At 47.7% G+C, this 23,992-nt stretch carries 19 protein-coding genes; 6 read left to right on the top strand and 13 right to left on the bottom strand.

The genetic code is table 11. The features are described from left to right. Window positions 1-94 precede the first annotated feature (94 nt). The 5 genes from EKG38_RS00855 to EKG38_RS00835 all read right to left on the bottom strand — a co-directional run bounded on the left by EKG38_RS00855 (window position 95) and on the right by EKG38_RS00835 (window position 5,537). The gene (locus EKG38_RS00855) at window positions 95-1,555 is read right to left on the bottom strand and encodes a methyl-accepting chemotaxis protein (RefSeq protein ID WP_126517803.1); all 1,461 of its coding nucleotides are present in this window, start codon (window positions 1,553-1,555) and stop codon (window positions 95-97) included. Between the two features lie 165 nt (window positions 1,556-1,720). Then, complete coding sequence (locus EKG38_RS00850) at window positions 1,721-2,284, bottom strand: chalcone isomerase family protein (protein WP_126517801.1); 564 nt, start codon at window positions 2,282-2,284, stop codon at window positions 1,721-1,723. 101 nt (window positions 2,285-2,385) lie between these two features. Continuing rightward, window positions 2,386-3,243 (bottom strand): hypothetical protein, encoded by an 858-nt coding sequence (locus tag EKG38_RS00845; RefSeq protein WP_126517799.1) that lies wholly within the window; start codon window positions 3,241-3,243, stop codon window positions 2,386-2,388. 137 nt (window positions 3,244-3,380) lie between these two features. Further along, window positions 3,381-4,559, bottom strand: coding sequence for a DUF5692 family protein (locus EKG38_RS00840; protein ID WP_246033043.1), 1,179 nt, complete (start codon window positions 4,557-4,559; stop codon window positions 3,381-3,383). Window positions 4,560-4,628: 69 nt separating this feature from the next. After that, window positions 4,629-5,537 carry a hypothetical protein gene (locus tag EKG38_RS00835; protein WP_126517797.1) on the bottom strand — a complete coding sequence of 303 codons (909 nt, stop codon included), beginning with the start codon at window positions 5,535-5,537 and terminating at the stop codon, window positions 4,629-4,631. 506 nt (window positions 5,538-6,043) lie between these two features. Between EKG38_RS00835 and EKG38_RS00830 the strand changes: the two genes are divergently transcribed. From EKG38_RS00830 to EKG38_RS00820, 3 genes are read left to right on the top strand one after another with little or no spacing between them, the layout of a single operon-like run. Continuing rightward, the gene (locus tag EKG38_RS00830) at window positions 6,044-6,988 is read left to right on the top strand and encodes an HlyD family secretion protein (protein WP_126517795.1); all 945 of its coding nucleotides are present in this window, start codon (window positions 6,044-6,046) and stop codon (window positions 6,986-6,988) included. Continuing rightward, window positions 6,985-7,974 (top strand): ABC transporter ATP-binding protein, encoded by a 990-nt coding sequence (locus tag EKG38_RS00825; protein ID WP_126517793.1) that lies wholly within the window; start codon window positions 6,985-6,987, stop codon window positions 7,972-7,974. Before EKG38_RS00830 ends, EKG38_RS00825 begins: the two co-directional genes overlap by 4 nt. Window position 7,975: 1 nt before the next feature. Continuing rightward, window positions 7,976-9,091 carry an ABC transporter permease gene (locus tag EKG38_RS00820; protein ID WP_126517791.1) on the top strand — a complete coding sequence of 372 codons (1,116 nt, stop codon included), beginning with the start codon at window positions 7,976-7,978 and terminating at the stop codon, window positions 9,089-9,091. A 70-nt stretch (window positions 9,092-9,161) separates the two neighbouring features. On the opposite strand, the gene EKG38_RS00815 is transcribed toward EKG38_RS00820, so the two are convergent. Together EKG38_RS00815 and EKG38_RS25330 are read right to left on the bottom strand one after the other, a co-directional pair. Next, window positions 9,162-10,541 carry an alanine/glycine:cation symporter family protein gene (locus EKG38_RS00815; protein WP_126517789.1) on the bottom strand — a complete coding sequence of 460 codons (1,380 nt, stop codon included), beginning with the start codon at window positions 10,539-10,541 and terminating at the stop codon, window positions 9,162-9,164. Window positions 10,542-11,251: 710 nt separating this feature from the next. Next, a complete protein-coding gene (locus EKG38_RS25330) occupies window positions 11,252-11,374 on the bottom strand; it encodes a hypothetical protein (RefSeq protein WP_012140932.1) in 123 nt (40 codons plus the stop codon). A gap of 708 nt (window positions 11,375-12,082) precedes the next feature. On the opposite strand from EKG38_RS25330, the gene EKG38_RS00810 reads away from it, so the two are divergent. Further along, window positions 12,083-13,960, top strand: coding sequence for a tetratricopeptide repeat-containing diguanylate cyclase (locus EKG38_RS00810; protein ID WP_126517788.1), 1,878 nt, complete (start codon window positions 12,083-12,085; stop codon window positions 13,958-13,960). A 508-nt stretch (window positions 13,961-14,468) separates the two neighbouring features. Here the strand turns inward: EKG38_RS00810 and arsJ are convergent. The 6 genes from arsJ to pmbA all read right to left on the bottom strand — a co-directional run bounded on the left by arsJ (window position 14,469) and on the right by pmbA (window position 20,563). Continuing rightward, entirely contained in the window at window positions 14,469-15,695 is a 1,227-nt protein-coding gene (gene arsJ / locus EKG38_RS00805) for an organoarsenical effux MFS transporter ArsJ (RefSeq protein WP_126517786.1), read from the bottom strand. A 75-nt stretch (window positions 15,696-15,770) separates the two neighbouring features. Next, window positions 15,771-16,781 (bottom strand): ArsJ-associated glyceraldehyde-3-phosphate dehydrogenase, encoded by a 1,011-nt coding sequence (locus tag EKG38_RS00800; RefSeq protein WP_126517784.1) that lies wholly within the window; start codon window positions 16,779-16,781, stop codon window positions 15,771-15,773. An 80-nt stretch (window positions 16,782-16,861) separates the two neighbouring features. Then, a complete protein-coding gene (arsB, locus tag EKG38_RS00795) occupies window positions 16,862-17,908 on the bottom strand; it encodes an ACR3 family arsenite efflux transporter (RefSeq protein ID WP_126517782.1) in 1,047 nt (348 codons plus the stop codon). A 103-nt stretch (window positions 17,909-18,011) separates the two neighbouring features. Next, complete coding sequence (locus tag EKG38_RS00790) at window positions 18,012-18,356, bottom strand: metalloregulator ArsR/SmtB family transcription factor (RefSeq protein ID WP_126517780.1); 345 nt, start codon at window positions 18,354-18,356, stop codon at window positions 18,012-18,014. A gap of 211 nt (window positions 18,357-18,567) precedes the next feature. Beyond that, window positions 18,568-19,068: a type II secretion system protein gene (locus EKG38_RS00785; RefSeq protein ID WP_126517778.1), complete on the bottom strand. Its 501-nt coding sequence runs from the start codon at window positions 19,066-19,068 to the stop codon at window positions 18,568-18,570. A gap of 154 nt (window positions 19,069-19,222) precedes the next feature. Beyond that, the gene (pmbA, locus tag EKG38_RS00780; RefSeq protein ID WP_126517776.1) at window positions 19,223-20,563 is read right to left on the bottom strand and encodes a metalloprotease PmbA; all 1,341 of its coding nucleotides are present in this window, start codon (window positions 20,561-20,563) and stop codon (window positions 19,223-19,225) included. A gap of 232 nt (window positions 20,564-20,795) precedes the next feature. Here pmbA and yjgA point away from each other — a divergent pair, with 232 nt between their 5' ends. Together yjgA and EKG38_RS00770 are read left to right on the top strand one after the other, a co-directional pair. Then, window positions 20,796-21,335 (top strand): ribosome biogenesis factor YjgA, encoded by a 540-nt coding sequence (gene yjgA / locus EKG38_RS00775; protein ID WP_126517774.1) that lies wholly within the window; start codon window positions 20,796-20,798, stop codon window positions 21,333-21,335. 81 nt (window positions 21,336-21,416) lie between these two features. Then, window positions 21,417-23,972, top strand: a complete 2,556-nt coding sequence (locus EKG38_RS00770) for an Ig-like domain-containing protein (protein ID WP_126517772.1) — start codon at window positions 21,417-21,419, stop codon at window positions 23,970-23,972. Window positions 23,973-23,992 lie beyond the last annotated feature (20 nt).

Here is a 23,992-nt window from a genome sequence, read left to right as displayed (position 1 = left end):
ATTATTCGGGATCCTTAGCCACTAGCAAACCTTAGATTCCGTATAAATTCGTCCTCTCTCCTAATGAATTGATATTTTACTGATTAAGCATCGTCTATGCCGCATTCTTTGATAACATGGCGAGCCTTAGATCCTCGGCAAGGGCCTTTAGAGTATCGACCTGTTGCGTCAGCTGTTTGCCCTGAGTCGCTACCGACTCAGATACCTGATTGGTCTGCACCACACTGTTTGCCACCTCGGCGCTGGCCGAATTCAACTCCTGCACCGCCTGAACCTGATGCACCATGGTGTCGGCCAACTGATTGACATCCGTAACTGTCTCACTGACCTGCTCTATGATGCCGGACAGCTCGGTTGCCGTCGCTTGTATCACCACCTGACCCTGGTTGACCTCCTGTTTACTGAGATCCAGCAGGGCCCGAATTTCCACAGCCGATGCATTACTCTTTGCCGACAGTTCACGCACCTGTTCGGCGACGACCGCAAAACCTCGCCCGTGGTCCCCGGCTCTGGCAGCTTCGATCGCCGCATTCAGGGCCAGCAGGTTGGTCTGATCTGCTACCGAAGTGATCAAACCCGCTACCGACATGATCTTCTCATTACTGATTAAGATCTTATCGATCGCATTAGTTGATGCCTCCAGAGATTCGGCACTGCTCTGAGCCTGGCGGTTAATCACCTCGCTGCGCGCTCTCATCTCAGTCACGAAGCGCTCAGATTGCTCCATGTCCGATGTCATCCTCAGAAGTTGCTGGCTCATCTGTTCCGCCGCACTCGCCTGGGATTCACAGTTTTGATTGAGGTTATTGACCTGTTGATGCAGATCTAAAGACTGGCTCTCAAGCTCGTTGGCCACCAAAGAGAGTTGACCCGCGTTATCACCCGCCTTGTCTAACACCTCAGATAGCTGCAGCTCTCCCTGCTGCGCCTTTTCAGCCGTGGCTAAGGTGTCAAATTGCGCCTTTTCTGCGGCGTTCATCGCCTTGTTGCGCTGCTTAGCGGTAAAGCCTTGCGCTACCACAATCACAATCAGCGGCATTAGCAATCCCGACCAGGTTTCGGTTGCCAGCGCCGAGGATGAAAGCTCCATCTGAGGCATAGCGATGCCACTGAGTGCATTCGCCACCATCCAGGATGAGAAAAGAATAACACCAAGGCTCCAGAGCGTTGCCATCAATAGGTTTGCAGTCAGGAAGAAGGAGATGATCAATACCGGGATCCACAGGGTTTGAGTCGAACTCAATACCCCTCCCCCTTGATAGATCATATTCAGCGCATGTATCACCATGCCAAAAAAACCGACGTTGAGTGCCAACACAGGCATACGGGCAAAGCGCACTATCGCCCCGGCTAACAGCTCGGCGCCGATAAGAAGAAATGAGGTATAGATAAGGAGAGTGTGATCGTGTTGCAGCCATTTGAAAAGGCTATAGAGGCCGGTAAAAAGTGAGAGCAGGGTAAAGAACATCAAGGTATCGACGAAGCGTAACTGCTCCGGTCGCCATTGATGAGATTGGGGCATAAACATCGCCCGCCAAATTGCCAGTGGCGTCATATCACCATCTCCTCCAGGTTTTGCCCCGTAAGGAGCACAAACAAATCACTAAAAAAAGTGAGGCTCTTAAGAGACTTTCATGGCCATGGGCAGGTGGGGACACAGAGACTCCCCATCGCCATGAAACACCTTTTCAACCTTGAATAAGGTGGTCTCTCAAAAAACTTAACCTTCCAGCATATCCTCTTTCAAGCCTTTATCTGTCGGGTTCTTACCTAACCAGATGGCCATCACGGCCTTACGGAAGGTTTCACCACGAGTTACAGACAACTGCTTGCCATTTTTATAGCTGATGACCCCTTCACCGGGAACACTCAGCAGGGTAAATTGATCTCCCTCCTGAATAGGCTCAGCAAAGGTCGCGATAAACTCAGTGATACTCTCCTGGATCGAAGCGGAATCGCCATCGGTCGCACGATCGAAGCCTTCATTCATGGCGTCGGTCATCTTCTCCGATGTGATCATACCCGAGGTGATATTCAGACGAATTGCCGCTGGCTGATCGCTATCGATAACCTTCGAGGCCTGATCGACCTGACCTACGGTGAACAAAGATCCCACATAGAGGTCGATAAAAAACTTACTGCGAACGCCTGCGCCGTTAAAGCTAAGCACCTTATCTTGCAAGGTGATGCTGTCGGGAAGGTTTACGCCGGAGATCTCGCTGCCTGCCACCGCGTTGCCACAGGCAAAGAGCATAGTACCGAGTACGAGTGCACGTTTAATCATGTAAGACTCCTGATAAAGTATTAATAATTAACAATAGATAAAACTGCCAATACATGGATGCAGGCAATGCATCGGCAGTATCAAAACTGATTGATGAGTAATTAGAACGCGTGGTTATACTCAATCCAGTAGCTATCATCGGTGCTATCGCTGTTATCAGTCTTATAGTTAACACGTACGTTTTGACGCTTGTTCATCTGGTAGGCCACCGAGATCTCACCGGAGAAGCTCGCCATCTGTAGTCCGCCATCCATGATGTCATCACTCCAGGATTTACCTTGTATCTCCTCTGTATATGAAGTGCTTAGCAGTGCCCAAAAGTGATCGTTGAAGGCATAACGCGCGTAGACCATACCGGTCAGAATCAATGATGGAACGTCGATGCCACTACTCGATACTGCAGTACTTCCCGCCATGTCAGGTGGAAGAATTTGTGACATATTATCTTCAATAACAACGCCACCTGCATACAAGATAGGCCAGATATAGAAGTTATCGGTTACAGGAATCGTCATTACCGGACCGGCTTGAACGACGGCCATGCTGCCGTAGAAAGGATGGTCAGCCAGAATCGCGTCGATAGACCAGCCAGTACCATTAGTAGTATTGATGGTGCCGTAACGAAGACGGTATGAACGCTTGCTGGTTTCATCGTTAAAGGTTGGCACCATGCCGTAATCAGGATGCTGCACCATGCCGGTAAACTGTGGAGTCTTATCCCCTTCGTTTAGGATGTTTTTGGCTTCGAAAATGATGCCTGTCTTCTGACCTGTATCTCCTGTCTTTTCAGACAACATCAACTGTCCCTTGAGGTTGGCACCTTCACTACCGTATGAAGCACCGATAGAGGTGTATACGTCGGTTGGGTTCGACATATCGATATCGGCGTCATCGGCCGCATAGGTTAAACCTGATGTCATTGAAGCAAGAATAGCAATGCTAAGAATACGCTTTTTCATAGTAACTCCATCATATTTATAATATTTTTAATAAATTATTTTAAAAAACTGTGTATCGTCCAAACGGGTTTACTCTGAGGGTTGCCCCTCTCAGCGCCATCGGTTGGTCTACCGACAGCACTGGCTATGGTTAATCTTTATGCGCTGGCTACCACCTGACGCTGTCTGAATTTCTTACTGAAGAAGACGTAGGCATAGATGCCGTTGATGATGAAACTGGCAGCACCGGCCGCCAACATCAGCTCATCGTTACGTGGCATAGGCACTACGTTGCTCTCGTACATAAACGGACAGCTGAAGTAGTACATGAATGAACCCGCTAAGGTGAAGGCACGCGCCTGTAGCCAAGTTCCTTTCTTAATAAAGAGTGAAGGTAGGGTCGCCGCGATCAATACCATCATCTGAGCGGTAGCTGAGCCCGGGAAGTTCAGGTAGACAAATACGATGTTCCAGACGTCATAGGCGATAATCCAGAAGGTCGTCATCGCAGGCCAGATCATATCTTGCTGCTTACTCTTATCGGCATGGATCATTGCCCAGCCTGCCAGAGTGATAATTGAGAGCACACCACCGATAGCGTTAAGAACGTTAGCCAGGTTGCCCATGCTAAAGTCTTGCATTACCGCTTCTGAGATGTTGATTGCAAGGAAGGCTCCGGCGCCAAACTTGGCCCACTTCATATCTCCAACCTTGGTAAAACGGATCAGCGTAAACAGTGCCGCCGCGCCGACAACCGAGTAGAGTTTGACCCATTTGAACCAGTAAGTGATCTCATAGCTTGACCACAGTGGAATCAATACAATCGGCAGAGCGAACCATAAGACATAGTTACTCCACTTGAGGCGGCGACAAAGCTCGTTCAGTGCCATCAAACCGATAAGTACAAACAGGACATGGGCAAATGCACGGTACTTGTACCATTTGTGAATATTGAAGCCATCACCGTCGAGGGAGAAACGGATCTGCTCGCTATCGACAAATGCTAAGGTCGCACCATCGAAGTCGTTGATTTCATCACCGGTGAGACTCTCAATTAATACCGAGTCACCATTGAGGCGCCACTTCTGAGTCTCTGTCTTGTTAAAACCACCCGATTGCTTGGTGACTTCAACATTATTATCTGCGTTAAACTCCAATCGATAAAACAGGCTACCTTCACCGGGTTTACCATCACGGGTACCTTGCCATACCTCGCCTTGAAGCTTATCGACGCCGGCATCTTGGTTCTGTGTGGTCTCGGCCATTGCAACTGACCCCCAACACATCATCAATAGCGCCAACATCGCGGTATAGATACTTCTCGCCCTGAGTTTCATATCAACTACTCTCTTCTATGAATTTGGTATCGGATACCTACCCATTAGGTATCCGATGTGACCTTTCGATCAGGCTGTAGTTAGCTTTTTCTCGTCATTCAACGTGGTGTCTGAATAATCTGAGATGAGCGGTGGTGGAGACTTCTCTCCAAATGGAGGTTCGTTGGTTTCACTCTTATTCTTAGTCTTGAAGTACCAGATAACGAATGGAATATGCATAGCCAGGTTAATCGCACCCCAGTAGTAGACCACGCTGTCGCTGGCCCAACTCGACGAGTCCATAATCGGAGTGAAGATGTCGCCATTTGCACGAACCAGAATGTGGAATGCCAGGGTGTAGACTCGAGCGATGATATAAAGCTCAGGGCGCCCCTTGATGATTGGGTAAAGCTCGGCAGCCATCAAGATACAGAATGAGCTGGCGAAGAAGCCTGGGTTCTCACCGAATACGAATGCCAGGTTCCAGGTGGTGTAGAGGAAGTTCCATGCCGCAGTAGAGAAGAACAACAGGTCATTAGGCTTATCACGGCCTATCACCCAGTACAGACGCTTACCGTTCTTATAACGTGGGAACGGAATAGTGATACATAAGATGACACCACAGATAGCGTTGAAGTAGTTGGCGGTAGCGAAATCTTTAGCCGTCGCTTCAGCAATATTGAGGAAAAGTACCATGTAGAGCACTTTCAACACCCAGTCGCCGCGGAAAAACGCGAGGAATTTATTTGGGTTATCATGGTACAGCCAGGCAATTCTGGCACCACCTACAACAATTGCTGTTGGGATAAGAACGCTGACGGTCTTAACCCAGCGGAACCAACCATCCAGGTTGTCTGCCCATAAAGGCGCAGTTAAAAGGGACAGCAGCCAAAATGCGGCTGTCATTCTTGGTGCACGGCGCATGCCTTCCACCAAAACGAGCAAAAACACAATATATCCAGTCATCGAAACGACATATTGCCAGACGGGAATGTCCATAACGCCTCCAGGTACGAGTTATCCATCGGTTCAGATCGTTTACCCTTCAGCAGAGCAAACATTCAAATTATTAGGTTTATCTACACAAGCTCTTAAATCACATTAGAGTTAAAACTCTAACTTAGAGCATTCACTCTAAATTAGAGTGTTTACTCTAAATTAGAGTGTTTACTCTAAATCCGAAAGTGCCGGATTGTTTTGATCTAGATCATTTAAATGTTGCGTTTCAGTTATTCACTGGTGTTATTTCGGACATATATGTGATGAAGATATCAAGATTCAGTAAATCGTATTCTGGCGATAAAAAAGACAGTTAAGTGGTACGACTGTTGCAGTTATAAGCTGGATGGTTATTAAAGTTTGCGGTGGGTTACTTTTAATATCACTGAATTAGACAATCTCGATAGATGATAAAAGTAACCAAACAGCAAGCTAAACACTTGATATAGCTAACCTTACCTGTCATAAATAGATCTATAGGGATAAAACATCAAGGACATTTAGAGATGAGGCCTTTTCTATCGATAATCTTTCTCTTCAGCCTGGGCGCCTGCCAGGGAGATGTTACAAACCAAGCTCTGGGCACCTTAGAACGTGACCGGGTATTACTTAGGGCGACGGCGAGTGAGATCATCACCGCATTACCTATAACTGAAGGGAGCATGGTAAAAAAAGGAGACTTATTATTACAATTCGATAACAAAAAACAGTTAGCGACTGTAGCAATGGCCAAGGCTGAAGTCCAAAAAGCACAAGCCTACCTGTTAAGGTTGACCAATGGCGAACGACCCGAAGATATTGCCAGCGCTCAGGCAAATGTAGCCCGAACCCAAGCCGCCCTGATAGAGGCAAAACAATCCTTTAAAAGAACGTCCAGCTTATTAAAGCAAAATCTTGCCAGCCAGGCGGCACAAGACAGGGCGAGAGCGAATCGGGATCAAAGCCAGGCCGAATTTAATGCCGCTAATGAAAACCTAAGTAAGTTGATCGCGGGAGTCAGAGAGGAAGATATCAACCAGGCTAAGGCGGCGCTCGATGCGGCAAAGGCCTACCTGTCGCTGGAAAAGAAGATCTTAGACGATCTCAGCGTGATCGCCACCAGAGATGGAAAGCTCGATAGTCTGCCTTTCAATCTCGGAGAGCGCGTCCCACCCAATGCCGTTATTGTGGCGATCCAGGCCGATAATGCCCCCTATGCCCGGGTCTATATTCCTGAGACTCATGTTGCCAAACTGACCATAGGTCAGGAACTTACCGTACATGTCGATGGCGTCGATCAGGTATTTCAAGGTAAGCTGCGCTGGCTGAGTACCCAGCCCGCCTTTACCCCTTACTATGCGCTAAACCAAGAGGACAGAGCCCGACTGGTCTTTCTGGCCGAGATAGATCTAGGCAGCGACGCGGACAGACTGCCCACGGGGATCCCCTCCCAAGTGGACCTGCCATTATGAGCAACAAAGGCTCCTCGAGTGAATTAGCGATCGACGCCAGGGGACTCACTAAACATTTCGGCTCGTTAGCGGCAGTATCAAACATGAACCTTAGCGTCGAGAAGGGCCATATCTATGGATTTCTGGGGCCAAACGGCTGTGGAAAATCCACCAGTATCCGCATGCTGACCGGACTACTCACTCCCACGGCGGGGAGTATCGAGGTGCTGGGGATGTCTATCCCCAAACAGGCCGAAGCCCTGAGGCTGCGTATCGGCTATATGACACAAAAATTTTCTCTCTATGACGATCTGACCGTCAAAGAGAATCTGGAATTTATCGCTCAAATCTATTGTTTAACCCCCAATGAGAGTAAACGAAAAATTAGCGAGCTACTCAGCACCTATAAACTGATAAAGCAGGCGAAACAGTATGCCGGAACCCTTAGCGGCGGTCAGAAACAGCGACTCTCCCTCGCCTGTTCATGCCTGAACGATCCAGAACTCCTCTTTCTCGATGAGCCCACATCGGCAGTGGACCCTCAAAACAGACGAGACTTTTGGGAGCAGCTGTTCGACCTATCTGAGAGTGGCACCAGCATCCTGGTCACCACCCACTACATGGATGAAGCGGAGCGATGCCATGGTCTCGCCATCATGGAGCAGGGGTATATTCGCGCAGATGGCAGCCCCAACGAGCTAATGCGACAGATGGGCGCCCATGTTATCGAAGTCTCACACCCTAACCTGAGACAGCTCAAGTCGGAGCTGATACTCAACGCAGAGATCAAATCGGCGGCCCAACTTGGATCGCGCTTAAGGGTCTTGGTAGACAATAAGATCTCAGATCCTATGGGCTGGCTCAGACAGATCCGGCCCGAACTGGTCGAAAGTGAGTTAAGACAGGTTCCACCAAATCTGGAAGATGTATTTGTCACCGTCACAGGCCAGGACAGAGACAGTGATAGAAATAGTCCCAGGAAGCCTCAAACATCGGAGGCCAATTGATATGTCTTTAACTAATAGACTGCTTAACAGCTTGCGAAGAATAAAGGCGATTACCACCAAAGAAATTAGACAACTGATGAGAGACAGGATCACCTTCGGTATGGTGGTGATGATCCCTCTTATTCAACTGCTTCTGTTTGGCTATGCGATCAACACAGATGTCAGAAATGTGCCTGTCGCAATTGTAGATCAGAGTAACTCTGCGCTCGGACGTTGGATAGTCGAGGCCATTAAGGTCACACAGGTTGTCTCCATAGAGAGCCATTACACAACGGCCAGCGAAGCGGAAGCCGCCATTACCCGCGGAGAGATACGTGCCGCCCTCATTCTTCCACCAAACCTGACCGAGAAGTTAGCCAATAAGGAAACCTTAGGCCAATGGCTGGTCGATGGCTCAGATACCATGATCGCCGGTGCGATCAAGCAACTGCGACATATGCCACTGGATCAGATAACGGGCATGAAAACAGAGGCTCCGCCGACCTTCGAGGTCGCCCTCTTCTACAATCCAGAGCAGCGCTCTGCCGTCAATATTGTGCCGGGATTGATCGCGGTGATCTTGACCATGACCATGATCCTGTTCACCTCGGCGGCCATCGTCAGAGAGCGGGAGAGAGGCAATTTGGAGCTATTGATCACTACCCCTATCAAGCCAATAGAGCTGATGCTGGGCAAGATATTTCCCTATATCATTGTCGGCCTTATTCAGATGACTATCATTCTGGGACTGGGCAATATCATCTTCGATGTCCCCATCAATGGTGATATCGCTCAACTGCTTATGGGTACCCTGCTGTTTATCGCCGCCAGCCTCACCTTAGGCCTTATCATCTCGACCATAGCCAAGTCTCAACTTCAGGCGATGCAGATGACCATCTTTATCATACTGCCAACTATACTCCTGTCGGGCTTTATGTTCCCCTTCGAGGCCATGCCCAAGCCTGCTCAATGGATCGCCGAAATACTGCCCGCCACCCACTTTATGCGGATCATCCGCGCCGTCGTGCTTCGAGGAGGCGAGATAAGTGATATGCGCTTCGATGCGCTCTGGCTTGTCGGTTTCACGGTTATAGGTATCATCATCGCTTCGCTGAGGTTCAATAAACGCCTCGATTAATCGGCTGGTCCGATATTCAGACAATAAAAAAGCGCCTCCCGGCGCTTTTTATTATTAAAACGATTAACTTTTAGACCTCGGCATTAGCCTTGGCTTCATCTTCACGCTTCTTGATAAAATATTCGCGGGTCAGACTAAATACCACAGGGCTTAGTAGTGCCAAGGCAATCAGGTTAGGAATGGCCATCATAGCGTTCAGGGTATCGGCCAGTAACCAGATAAAATCCAGCGAACTCACGGCGCCCAGCGGCACCACCAATATCCAAAGTACTCTGAAAGGCTTAACGGCTTTAACACCGAACAAATACTGCACACACCTCTCGCTGTAAACACTCCAACCTAAGATAGTGGTGAAAGCAAAGACAGACAGCGCTATGGCAACGATGTAATTCCCCATCGGTATCGCCGTCGAGAAAGCCAGCGAAGTCAATGCCGCGCCGTTCTCACCGGATGTCCAGGCTCCCGATACGATAATCGCCAGACCGGTAATACTACAGACAATCAGGGTATCAATGAAGGTGCCCAACATGGCGACTAATCCTTGAGCCACAGGATTATTGGTCTGCGCCGAGGCGTGAGCAATCGGCGCACTACCTAAACCAGCTTCATTTGAAAACACACCGCGCGCCACACCGAAGCGGATCGCCGCCCAAACCGCTGCACCGGCAAAACCACCCTGCGCGGCAACCGGGTTAAATGCACTATGAACAATCATAACAATCGCATCTGGAATCGCAGCGGCATTAACAGCTAACACAGCCAGACCGGCAGCGATATAAAACAGTGTCATCAGGGGAACCAGCTTACCGGCCACATCGGCGATACGCTTGATACCGCCCATCAATACGGCGCCTACCAGCACCATAAGAACGACACCCGTCACCCAAGTCGGTACCCCGAAGTTACTGCTCAGCGCATCGGCAACCGAGTTCGACTGCACCGTATTACCGATACCAAAGCCGGCAAATGAGCCAAATAGCGCGAAAGCGGTACCCAGCCAAGCCCACTTACTTCCCAGTCCGTTTTTGATGTAATACATGGGACCACCTATGTGGTTACCATTATCATCGACTTCACGGTATTTCACCGCCAATACCGCCTCGGCAAACTTGGTTGCCATGCCGACCAGCGCCGTACACCACATCCAAAATAGCGCACCGGGCCCACCGATAAAGATGGCGGTCGCCACACCTGCGATATTACCCGTACCGATAGTGGCCGAGAGCGAGGTCATCAGGGCGTTAAAGGGGCTAATCTCCCCCTCCATGGTCTTATCTTTATCGGGGATCCTACCCGACCAAAGCAATTTAAAGCCGGTTCCCAACTTCAGGATCGGCATTAACTTCAAGCCAACCGAGAGGAACAGACCCACACCCAAGATCATGACCAGCATGGGGGTACCCCAGACGAAGCCATTGACCATACTTACAAATTCAGTAATTCCTTCCATTCAAACCTCGTCGACGCTTTATCATTATTGTTATATTCATTCCGTGATCTAATGCCCGGAATTTGTTGATTGCATCTCAGAGTACAACGAAAAGTGTATAAAATGAAAGCAGGAGTATTGTTCAGCCACTTTTTGTAGTAAATGGTTGTGGCTGATTGACAAAGTTTTGCGGGGACGTAGCGTCATAGACGTTTGTACACAACTTGAAGGTCGTATCTTCATCGCAACTTATAGCCTGCGGCTGTGATGTATAGGAAATATGAATGTCATGATCACATGGATGTGAAAGAAAGACCTGAAAGTGCAGAGACTTCTGTGAGTCGCCGCGAGCACAATCCCTGTGGGCTCTGCCAAAACATCCATGTTTTGGAAGCTCACAGCCGCATCTACACTGATTATGATTTCTAGACAGTTGTCTCTTCGACTTAGGAGCATGAGTAAAGCAACTTGGGATTGGACAAGAGTGAATTAGGAAGTGACAGCCAACTTCCAACGTGGATTTTTCGAATCGGGAGGCGCTTAGTGGAGTGATAGATAGTTTGAATCAGCAGTTTTACGGAAGGGCTAACCTGAAGTTAGCCCGACTCGACTTTCAATCTTAACCATGTTTGCCATGGCTGGTGTTGGCTGACAGCAACAGAATATCTTCGCTAGCTCTTAACTAACTCTTCACTATGAGCTTCGCGAATAGAGAGACGCAGAAAAGAGGATTACTTTACGTTATCCAACAGGCCTCTGGATTCTTTTTTCGCATGTTTTGCCATACGTTTTTCTTTGGCCGTTTTCTGTGGCTGTTTCTTGCCTTCTTTACGAATACTTTTACCTTTACTCATATCTTGCTCCTGTGAATATGTGGACGCCTTAGCTGGGCCAATCACGTGAGCTTAGTCATCTTGAACAAGCACATTGATGTCCGGATTAAGCGAGTTTACAGGTTACAGATCAATTAGGTATGAAACCTGATACCTCCTCGATCTTCCTACAACAGTATTATTTTAAAACACTAATAATTTACAGCAGTATAATTTTAACACCATTCGACTCCCCGCCCCACGAAGCCAATAGACTAGATATAACTAAACAAGACTAGCTCTAGACTTGGATAATCTATAGCCGATTAAGCAGTGGCTCCATGCCCTCCCTCGAATTCAGGTAGCCGCCTTTACATCCACAATGGTGTAGAGATAGTTATCTCTTCGATTTAGCATGATGATTAAGACGACTTGGCCTTTCAGGGGGATAACCCAAAAACGGGTTAGTTAAGTGACTGACTACTTCATAAGTTCCGATTTAGAGACCGCATCCAAAACCGAACGGTTAACACTAAAGTTTACTCTGACCCCAGAAACTATGGTTTTTTATACTGTAATATACACTAATTGCAAAATAAAAGCGGGCTAATGTATTACTAACTAACAATAAACAATCTTTGTGACCACCTCTAATTAATATAACTTTAAATCAACATTTTAGCTTTAAATAATTACCATGCCGATCTAGAATCGATATACTCCCAAAGGAGTATTAGCTGGAGGCTAAACATGTTTTTTTTACTGATGAAAAAGTGGCTGACTTGGTTGAGCTGCGTACTTTTCGTTTTTAGTACAAATGGATTTGCTAGTGATACGTTAACTGAATTAGAACGTGCAGCCAAAGCGGTTAGCCCGGCTGACGGTATCGAGTTATTGAATAAATTTGATCTAAAAAACAGCAAACTTGAAGCTGAGCAACAAGCGAAAGTGCACTTTCTCTATGGCCAGCTTTATGAGAAAACCCGTCAACTCGAGCAATCAATCGACAGTTATGACAAAGGCATTGAATTAGTTAGATACCTGCCGATTACTGATGTGCTTATCGATAGTCATTTAGAACGTTCATTTGCGATATATTTACAATCCAACGACCCAGCGGCATATTGCATCGATAGAAAAAAAGCCCTTATTTATGCTCGCCAACACCACAATTCCGAATTACTTGCTAAGACTTTAACTCAAAATGCTTTTTGCTTTATCGAACCCACTTCGATACATAAAGGGATTGCCTTGCTCGATGAAGCGATGGCCATTGTCGATAAAAACAACCTTAATGCAAACCGTAAAGCGCTGATTTATAACGCAACAGGCAGCTTATATCGCAAAGCTGGACTACATCGACGTGGTTATGACAGTTTTGAAAAAGCTTATCAAACATGGCAAAGCATTAATGACATTGAAGACATGTTTAATATGCAATACAACATGTTGAGTGAGGCGATTAGTCTAGGGCATTGGGATAAGGCAAATCAAAGTGTTAAAGCACAATTTTCTTTGGCAGGCATCTCTACAGGCGATAATGATATGTTGTTTTTTTCGCACTTAAATGCTGGTCGTGTAGCATTGCGAACGTATGATTATGATAAGGCTGTTTTTCATTTAGAAAAGGCTGTTTCACTTAATCATACAACTCAAGAAAAATATTTTATTAGCAGTAACTACCTCTATTTAGGCCTAGCTTATATGCGAAGTGGTGAGGCTGAAAAAGCCGCTGATATGGCGCGAATCTTTAAACAAGATAAGAGCTTTGCTGCAAACCAAAAAGCGATGTTGCTCCAAGCTGATGCCATCATTGCACTTGATGTTCATGACCCTGTTAGTGCTCTGAATAAGCTATTTCAAGTGATAGATATAGAAAGAGAGATTAACCAAAGTGTGATTGATAATGAGGTGATCAGGTCATCGCTCGATCATAACTCTGCACTGGCTGAGTTTGAAAATGAACTGCTGGGTAATCGTTTAGCTATTAATGAGTTGAGTTTAGCTTCAGTCAAAGATAAAGAGCGGATTAATGAGCTTAAGTTGAGTTTGTTTTTTGTTGTCGTCACCGTGCTATTTTGCATTGTTTTATTTTTATTAATCTCACGTAGAACGCTTAAAGTGCGTGCGCAAACTGACTTTTTAACTGGGCTTGCTAATAGGGGACATACCTTCAAAAAAGGCCAAAAAATCATTGGGAAAACAATTAAAAAGCAACAACCAGCGTCAGTGATTATGTTTGATATTGATAACTTTAAATCGATTAATGATCGTTATGGGCACCATATCGGTGATTTAGCGATAAAAGCCGCCTCAAAACGAACCAGAAGATGGCTTAAGAAGCATGATTTAGTAGGCAGGATCGGCGGTAAAGAGTTTTTAATAGTGCTTGAAAACACATCACAAACAGAGGCTTATAATATTGCAGACCGACTTCGACACAACATCGAGGAACAATTTTTTCAATTTGATGATGTGACTGTTGAGTTTACGATTAGTTTAGGTGTTGCAACACTAAATGAACATACAACAACCTTATTAGGGCTGATGAAACAAGCGGATGATGCGTTGTATCGAGCTAAATTCTCAGGTAAGAATAAGGTTTATTTAGCGGCTGAATGTGCTTAATGCATTCGAATTAAGCCAAGTTGAGATGTCTTGGTTCAGTAAGGCTGTACTTACTGGATCAAGAGCGTGTGCATTAAGGCTATTAGCTAGATCATATTTTGCATTTGGCTGTTTAACTCATGGTTGTGACTTATGCAGTGAAAGTTGCACATACGATTCTTTTGAGTGCGACATCTGGCATAACCTGGAAAAAGCGAGAGCTTAAACAATCGAAGAGATAACCTTCTTTAAAATCTACAAGTGTAGATGCAGCTTTGAGCTTCCAAAACAAGAATGTTTTGGTAGAGCCCACATGGAAGGACTCTTTTGAAATCAAGAGCCGGCGTTTCGCAGAAATATCTGCACATAAGGTCGTTCTTAGGCATCCTGCCTTCACGACATTTGAGCATCCATGCACGGCACCCACCGGGGAGGCGATAGATAACTATGAAGATACAAGTTTCAAACACACTTCCCAATACCAACACCCAACATAGAAAAAATGCCATCGGCCTTCATTCCAAGGCCGCTACCTCTTTGGTAAATAGATACTAATCGTCACAGTCATGGCTAAGAATGCCGATGAGATCCACAGGCAGGCCTCGAGCCCTGCGACTTGATAGACCCAGCCGGAAAGTATGGTACCCAGCAAACGTCCCATGGCATTGGCCATATAGTAGAAACCCACATCGAGGGATACACCATCGTCACTGGCATAACTGACGATAAGATAACTGTGTAAGGAAGAGTTAATAGCAAACACACAGCCGAATAGGATCAAACCTAGCAGCAAGCTAATCTGAGGCGCGATGTCATAACTTAATGCCAGGGCGATTAACCCAGGAATAAAGGTAAGCAATATGACCCAGAGAAGCGCCGAGCGACCATCCGGGGTCTTTCCCTGTCGCTTACCGGTCAGACTCGGGGCAATGCTCTGCACACAGCCATAGCCAATCACCCAAAGTGCCAGGAAGCCACCCACGTAATAGTGATCCCAGCCAAATTTACTCGCCAGATATACTGGCAGGGCCACCACAAACCAGACGTCTCTGGCCGCAAACAGAAACAGTCTTGCGGCAGATAAGATATTGATGCTGCGACTCTTGGAGAAGATCTCATTGAACTTGGGCTTGCGCTTGGCTTTCCCCAGATCTTTCTTAAGTTTCACCATGCTAAAGAGCCAGATCAGCACCAACATGCCGGCCAAGATCCCAATGGCTGCGGTGAAACCGAATAGAGACAGGAGGGCGCCACCTAAGAAGAATCCCGCACCTTTGAGGGCATTCTTAGAGCCAGTGAGGCCTGCCACCCATTTATAGAGTGTCTCCTGTTCTCCACTTCCGTATTGACCAGAAGTGACCAGCAACTTAATGGAACTCTTGGCGCTCATCTTATTGAGATCTTTCGCTATGCCTGAAAGCCCTTGCGCGGCCATGACCCAAGCTATGGTCAGCATAGAGGTGGGCAACAGGAGCATACCAAGGGCGAGCACTTGTAAGCCAAGCCCTAAGTTCATGGTGCGATTCAGCCCGAGCCTCGCTCCCAGATAGCCACCGACTAAGTTGGTGACCACGCCGAAGATTTCGTAAAAGAGAAACAGCATGGCAATCGCAAGCGGCGAGTAACCGAGCTGATGAAAGTGCAACACCACCAGCATTCGCAGCGCACCATCGGTGAGGGTAAACACCCAATAGTTACCGGTCACGATAAGGTATTGTCTGACCTGCTCCGGCAATGCCTTAATACTGGCTAACATATCTCTCCTGGGTTCGAGTTCTTAGTTTCGAGGCTAAAGGTTAGAGATCCTAGGTTCTAGTGCCTAGGAACTCATTCAACCTTTATCTGAAAGCCCGACCATACGTGCGAGTTCCGCGGTGCGGTTAGCGTATCCCCACTCGTTGTCATACCAGACATAGAGCTTCACCTGAGTGCCGTTAACTACCATGGTCGATGGCGCATCGATAATGCAGGATCTGGGATCGGTCTTATAATCCACCGAGACCAGTGGACGCTCCTCATAACCCATAATATCTTTCAACTCCCCCTCGGCGGCCTTCTTAAGCAGTGCGTTTATCTCCTCTTCTGTCGTGGCATGTTCCAGCTCGAAGACACAATCGGTAATCGAGGCGTTAGCCAGTGGCACGCGGACCGCGTGGCCATTAAGCTTACCCTTAAGTTCGGGGAAGATATGGGTAATGGCAGTAGCCGAACCTGTGGTGGTTGGGATAAGGCTCAACCCACATGCCCGTGCGCGGCGCAGATCTTTATGGGGGGCGTCGAGAATCGTCTGGGTATTGGTGATGTCATGGATGGTGGTCATCGAACCATGCTTGATACCGATCGTTTCATGTATGACTTTTACGACCGGTGCCAGACAGTTCGTGGTGCACGACGCGGCAGTCACTATAGGGTGAAGCGCCTTGTCATAGAGATGATGGTTGACGCCCATCACCACGTTCAGCACCCCCTCCTCCTTGACCGGAGCCGTTACGACCACACGCTTCACCCCTTGATCGATATAAGCTTGAAGCAGTGCCTTGGTTTTCATCACACCAGATGCTTCGATAACCAGATCACAGCCCGACCAGTCGGTGTCGCCAATATGTGAGTTTTGAGTCGTAGCGATGCGCTTATCACCGATTAGGATATCGCTCCCCTCACCGGTAGCCTCATGGTGCCAGCGACCGTGGATCGAATCGAATGTCAGCAGGTGCGCCAGTGTTGCCGCATCACCAGCGGGGTCGTTGATCTGCACAAACTCAACATCATCCCAATCCCAGGCGGCGCGAAGCGCTAAGCGTCCCATACGGCCAAAGCCATTGATACCTATCTTGATGCTCATAATAAATCCTTTAATTTTCTCGTCATAACCAGAGAATGTTGCTCTTCTAAGTCAGACTCTTCTCAGCCTAGCGAGCCGACCTATGAGATCGCTGGATGTTCGGCGATGTCATCTTCAAACTGCTTTCTGTTTCGATTTACAAATGCCACCAGTGTCAGCATCACCGGCACCTCCACCAATACCCCGACAACGGTTGCCAATGCCGCACCTGAGTGTAGCCCGAACAATGAGATGGCGACCGCCACCGCAAGCTCGAAAAAGTTAGAGGTCGCAATCATACAAGCCGGTGCGGCTACCCCATGGGACAGCTTTAATTTCTTGGCCGCGTAGTAGGCGATAAAGAATATACCATAGGTCTGGATCAGCAGAGGGATGGCGATAAGCAGGATATTTTGCGGCTCATTTAGAATGGTCTCGGCCTGAAAACCAAACAGTAAGACGACCGTTGCCAGCAGACCGACAATCGACCAGGGCTTCAGGTTACCCACAAACCGGGCAAGGGACGCAGGGTCACCATCGGACTCCAGCTTTCTGCGAGTCAATACGCCGGCGACTAACGGCAGAACCACATAGAGAAATACCGACGAGAGCAGGGTTTCCCAGGGCACTTGTATATCGCTGACACCAAGCAGGAAGGCACAGATAGGGGCGAAGGCAACCACCATGATAAGGTCATTAACGGATACCTGAACCAAGGTGTAATTAGGGTCACCCTTAGTGAGCTGGCTCCAGACAAACACCATGGCGGTACAGGGGGCGACTCCAAGCAAGATCATACCCGCGATATATTCGGTCGCCGTTTGTGGGTCGACCCACTCGACAAATAACACCTTGAAGAACAGCCAACCCAGCAGTGCCATGGTAAAGGGTTTAATTAACCAGTTAATCACCAGAGTCAGTACCAAGCCTTTAGGGCTTTTTCGCACATCCTTTACGGCCGCAAAGTCTATCTGCACCATCATAGGGTAGATCATCACCCAGATAAGTACGGCTATGACTAAGTTCACATGTGCGTATTCAACCGCGGCAACCAGGGCAAAAATATTCGGCATCAGGTTGCCAAAAATCACCCCAAGGACAATCGCCAGTCCAACCCAAACACTCAGATAACGCTCAAACAGTCCCATATTCTTTCTCTATCTCTTAATCTATGTATCTCAATCTCGCGACACTATTGTCAGCTTGCTTCTTGAAGCTTCGCGGCTAAAGCCGCTCCTACACCTCGTGACTCTAGCAGCAACTCTTAACACGATCGGGTCTGTCACCCATCTTGTTCAAGCGGGTCAGCTCTTCCTCTATCAAGGCACGATTGGCCGAGCAGGTTTCGTCTATCACGGCATTCGCCCACTTGGGTAACGCAGGATTCAATCGATAGAAGACCCATTGTCCCTGACGCCTGTCGGTAAGCAGGCCAAACTTTCTTAATTGAGCCAAGTGCCTGGACACTTTTGGCTGGCTCTCCTCCAGAGCCTGCATTAACTCACAGACGCAGAGTTCCTCCTCAGCCTGAATCAGGAGCAGGCTGCGCAAACGGGTTTCATCACTCAGGGCTTTAAATAGATCTAATGCGGTCATAACAAATCTCAAAACTATTCTGAGAAGTGATTCTCAGAAAAAAAGACAACAACATATGGATAAGCATATATACGTTTATCCATATATTCAAGTTTGGATTTTGGCTTTCTGACGAGAATTTTAAAAAAGGCTGTTATTACCGATACTTACTCAAAAAAAGAGTAAGGTATGGTTAGGAACGATCGACTGGTCCGATAAATCAAAAAGAAAACTAACAGCCGTCAGTCTCTATGGTTAACTGGTAATCGCCACCGACAGCTGTTGCCTGTTGATACCTTACCCAACAATTCTGATTGTCGTCGGAGTAGCCTCTTGGCATAAAGTAGAGACCTATGTTGCTACCGCCGGTGCGATTGCGCCAGATCCAGTCATGTTCGGCGGGATCATCTAAGCCAGCCTCGCCAAACTCGCCACCGAGCAGTTTTGACCAGGTCGAACTAAATTCGGCCTTAGGGTAACCATACACGCTTTTTACCGTCTCATTGCCCAGATCGACATCGACTTCACTGTCTTGCTCTAATCCCTGTATCAATGCCTTGGAATGAGTCAGCAGCACTTCAGAGGCCACGGCGGCTTTCATCCCCTGCACAGTCGAGATACGCGCATCATTTTGTAAGTTAATGAACTTAGGCGCCGCAGTCACAGCCAGTATGCCCAGGATGATAATAACCACCACAAGCTCTATGAGTGTAAAACCCGAATGCCTGTTCATATGAACTCCTTACCGATACTCGAAAGAGCGCCGCGCCGAGTATAAACTAACGACAGTGATGGCTCGGCTATTAGCTAAAACAAGAGCTCAAACAAGAGCTCATCTAAGAGCTAAAAGTAGAGTTCAAGCCAAACTAGCAGCCGAAATACTGCAGTTAATTACCCGCGATCTTCATATCGCTGAGTAAGATACCGCCGGTACGTATCGATGAGCGCAGATCGCGATCTTTACTCACCGCAACAATATTTTGGTACATATCTTTCAGATTGCCCGCTATGGTTATCTCCTCAACAGGATAGAGAATCACACCGTTTTCAACGTAGAAACCTGCTGCACCGCGAGAATAATCGCCCGTGACCGCATTAACGCCTTGGCCCATCACCTCAGTCACAATCAGACCGGTGCCCATCTCTTTGACCAGCTCATCGAAAGTCTGGCCCGTATGAGACAGCGTCCAGTTGTAGATGCCGCCAGCGTGACCGGTATTCTTAAGCCCCAACTTTCGGGCCGAGTAACTGGTTAACAGGTAGGTAGATAAAATACCGCTCTCGATAATATGTCTGTCTTGAGTCGCAACACCTTCGCTGTCGTAATTGGCGCTCGCTAATGCCCCTTTCAGATGAGGTTGCTCTTCGATACTGAACCAGTCAGGGAACAACTTAGTATCGATAGAGTCGAGTAGGAAACTCGACTTTCTGTATAAGCTGCTACCACTAATCGCACCAACCAGATGACTGATTAAGCCTGTCGCAATTTCCGGTGACAACAATACCGGCAACTCAGTCGTGGCAATTTTTCTGCTGCCTAAACGGCTTAAGGTCTTCTCAGAGGCTTTTCTTCCTACCTCTTCAGGCGATAACAGATCCCCAAACTTTCTCGAGATCGTGTAGTCATAATCACGTTGCATGTTGCCATCGGTTTCACCGATAACCACACAGCTTAAGCTGTAGCGGGAGCTTGAGTAACCATGAAGGAAACCATGACTATTACCATAAACTTTCAGGCCGGTATGTGCATTGGCACTGGCACCGTCTGAATTAGTGATCCGGCTATCGACATTCAAGGCCGCCTCTTCAGAGCGAACCGCTAAATCGGTCAACTCATCGGCAGAGATATCCTGAGGATGGAATAGATCCAGATCCGGAAACTCGGTCGCCATTAGCTCGGCATCGGCTAAACCGTTATAGGGATCCGATGAGGTAAATTTGGCAATATCGTTGGCGGCTTTCACCGCTTGTTTAATGGCATCCGGGCTCAGATCGGAAGTTGATGAACTTCCCTTACAGCCATCACGGAACAGGGTGATACCTAGCGCACCATCTTTATTAAACTCAACCGTTTCGACTTCCTTCAGTCGGGTAGAAACCGACAAGCCTTGTTGTTTACTGATGGCAACTTCAGCAGCCGTTGTCCCCAGTTTTTTTGCATACTCAAGGGCCATAGATACGGCGTCTTTTAATGAATTTAATTCAATGTCAGTGCTAGGTGTAGTCACAAATCTGCTCTTTTGTTATCTGGAATACCTTAAGCATAACAAACCCAATTCCCAATCACATTAAATAACTGCCTAAGCCCGCATGGTGTTCAGTGTTCCGGATAAGTAAAGCGGATGTATCGCCAACTTGAATCGACAACGACTCCCTCCCTTCAACTACAGAGAGGAAGAGATAGGCGATTTTCTCCTGAAATGTTATTATTAACTCAGTTTATGTAAGAGATTTTTTTAAATGAAAATAGTCGGTGATTCAGAACACTTCAAACAGCCCTTTGACCATGATGAAGAATATGTCAGCAGAGCTGAAGCAAAACGTGAAATAGCGGTTTACCAAGAGCTTGGTATCAAGCTAGTTGCATTAAGTAAAAGCCAAATTAAGAAGTTAGATTTGGATGAACTTTTATTTGATAATGTAATGAAAACAAAGACGATTAAAATCAATACCGAAGCCTATCGTCGTCAGTTACAGTTTATTGGCAAGATCATGCGTAATGTCGATATTGAAGCATTACAACTCGATATTAAGAATGTGCTGAATCAGAACAGTAACGAAAGCGCGAAGCAGAATGTTGCCGAGAAACTGAAAGATCAGTTGCTCAGTGAAGGCGATACTGCCGTTCAAGACCTGCTCGAGAAGCACCCTCAATTAGAAAGACAGAAGTTACGTCAACTTATCCGTCAGTCAATAAAAGAGCTGGCTAAGAAACCCGACGAGGCTTCAAAATCTTCAATCGAATTGGTTAAATACCTACGAAATGGGATATCTGAATAACTTTTTACTCAGTAAAGTTAATCAATATTATCAATTCTAACTGTATTTCGTTATTCCTTTTTGTGTACAAGGATGTTGCTTATGCGACTGATAAAAACTGCTTTTGCTATCCCTTTATCCCTGTTGGTTCTATCTTCTCTGGGAGGCTGTAATGGCTCTTCCGATGGTAGCGATGGGGAGAATACGGGAGAGTATGCCCTTTCTCTAAGTTTTAAAACGGTTGTCGACGGTAAATGCGCCGAACCAACCAACGACTTGAGTTTTGCCAATAACGCCAGTATCTGTGCCGTGGCTAAATTAACTCAGGGAGGAAGTAACAGTAACGGTGGTTTAATCAGTTTCAGTGCAACGCTAGGCGAGTTAAATCCAGCGACTAAACTGACAAATACTCAGGGTATTGCCGAAGTCATACTGGGTAATGCTCAAGCCTCGCTGGGCGCCGGAACGCTGACCGCGCAATTTGATACGAAAGCAGCAGAGAATAATATTCTTACGGTCAATCGTAACTATGAGTTTGTCGACAGTGGCATTCCGGATGAAGATACGCCTAAGATCAGCGCCAGCATCATTAACGGTGCGGCAACGGTCACTCAGTTTAAAGTCGATGAGACGGTTCAACTTCAGGCGCAGTTTTTAGACAGCTCGAGCCAAGGTATTGCTCAGCAAATTGTCACCTTTAGCGCGGGAAGCGCGACCCTGAATCCGAATACGGCGCTCACCAACGAGCAGGGTATTGCACAAGTCAGCTACACCCCGTCAGAGAATGAACTGGGGGCAGCCAGCCTGAATGCCTCTTTGACCTATAAAGATCAAAACTACCAGATAAGCAGCCTGTATGAGGTGCTACCGGCTAATGCGATTGGTGATGATGGCGTCCTTAAACTTGGACATTTTGATGCCAGCAATCAGTTTATTGAAGATGAACTAGCCACCACACTTAGCCCCGTCGATGGTAAATATCGGATCAGTGCAGGTGGAAGCTTCGGCATCACGGCAACCTTAGTCAGTGAGGCCGACGATGGCACTTTGACCCGGATACAGACGCCCTCATCGATAAGCTTTAGCTCCGATTGTGTTACCGGCAATAACGCCAGCTTAGACACCCCGGTCACCACCCTCTCGGGCAGTGCCAGCTCGACCTTCCAGGATACCAGCTGTAGCGGTAACAGCGAACGTGACGATCAGATAGTCGCTACCACTCAGGCCGGCAACCAGACCCTAACGGCAAACCTATCCTTCACCTTGGAACGTCAAACTCTGGCCAGTCTGAGCTTCGTCTCGGCCGAACCTAAAAATATCCGTATCAAGGGTGCTGGCGGTACAGGCAGCACCGAATCATCTTTGGTGACCTTTAAAGTCACCAGCTCCAACGGTCAGCCGGCAGCACAGCAGACGGTTAAGTTTACGCTCGACACCGTCGTCGGTGGATTAAGCTTCTCAAATGGCCTGGCTAGCGCCGAGAGCCTGACCAACTCACAGGGTATTGCCATCGTTCGCGTTCTGGCTGGCACTATGCCTACTCCGGTACGTGTGGTCGCCTCGGCCACCGATGCCGACACCAATGAGACTATCACCAGCCAGTCTGAGCAGCTCACGGTCAATACAGGTCTGCCTCAACAACTCGGCTTCAGTATATCGACCACCATGTTTAACCCGGAAGCGGGCGATTTTAACGGTGAAAAAGTGACCCTAACCGCTTATGCCTCAGACAGCTTCGGTAACCCGGCGCCCGATGACACCACCATCAACTTTACCAGCGAGGGCGGCCAGATAGCTCCCAGCTGCTTGACCTTCAGTGGCAGATGTAGCGTCGAGTGGACATCGGCGAACCCCAGAGTGCCGGATCATCGCATCACAGTGCTGGCCTATGCCCTTGGACATGAGACCTTCTTCGATACTAACGGTAACAATATCTTCGATGATAAAGATGTCAGTCTCGATGCCGATGGCAAACCTATTGTGGACAAGGCTTGTTTAAATCGTGACGGAGAAGCCGTTCTCTGCTCCGGCAATGGTATGGATATCGAGGCCTACCTACCGAAAGGCTTTAGCGACTTAGGCGATGCTTTCCGGGATGATGACGAAAGCTTCTCTTATACGCCAGGTGAAAAGTACTTTAACACCCAAAGCAGCGACGAATACCAGAGCCCGGATGGGAAGTTCAACGGCCCTCAATGCCAGGCCACACTCGTAGGCTGCGAAGCTAATACCTATATCCGCAAGGCGTTGGTTATGACCATGTCCGGCTCGAGCGCTGGCTTCAGCATCTGGCAGGGCAGTAACTTGATCCGCGATGACTTCGGCCTTGAAACAGCTCCGATTGTGCCATTAACGGCGATTGCAGCCGGGCAATCTTCGAGCTTTACGGTGCAGTTCTATGACAGTGCTTACCAGATCATGCCAGCCAGCACTCAGGTGGCAGTCGAAGCCTCAGCAGGAGAGCTTATCTTCGATGCATTTGAAGTTGCTAACACGACGCGTCGCGGCGGCACCAGAACAGGCTTCATCATCACTAACGATATCGACCCAGCCAGTACAGGTGAGCCCGCAAAACTAAGCAGCGTAAGCATTAACCTGACAACACCTAAGAACATTAAATCGGGTGCAGGCTTAAGCATCACCCTCTCGGGTACTTAAGGTATGACAGTAAGCTGGTG

This window comes from Shewanella canadensis, from assembly GCF_003966225.1.
GTDB lineage: Bacteria > Pseudomonadota > Gammaproteobacteria > Enterobacterales > Shewanellaceae > Shewanella > Shewanella canadensis.
This window is presented reverse-complemented; position numbering and strand designations above follow the sequence as displayed.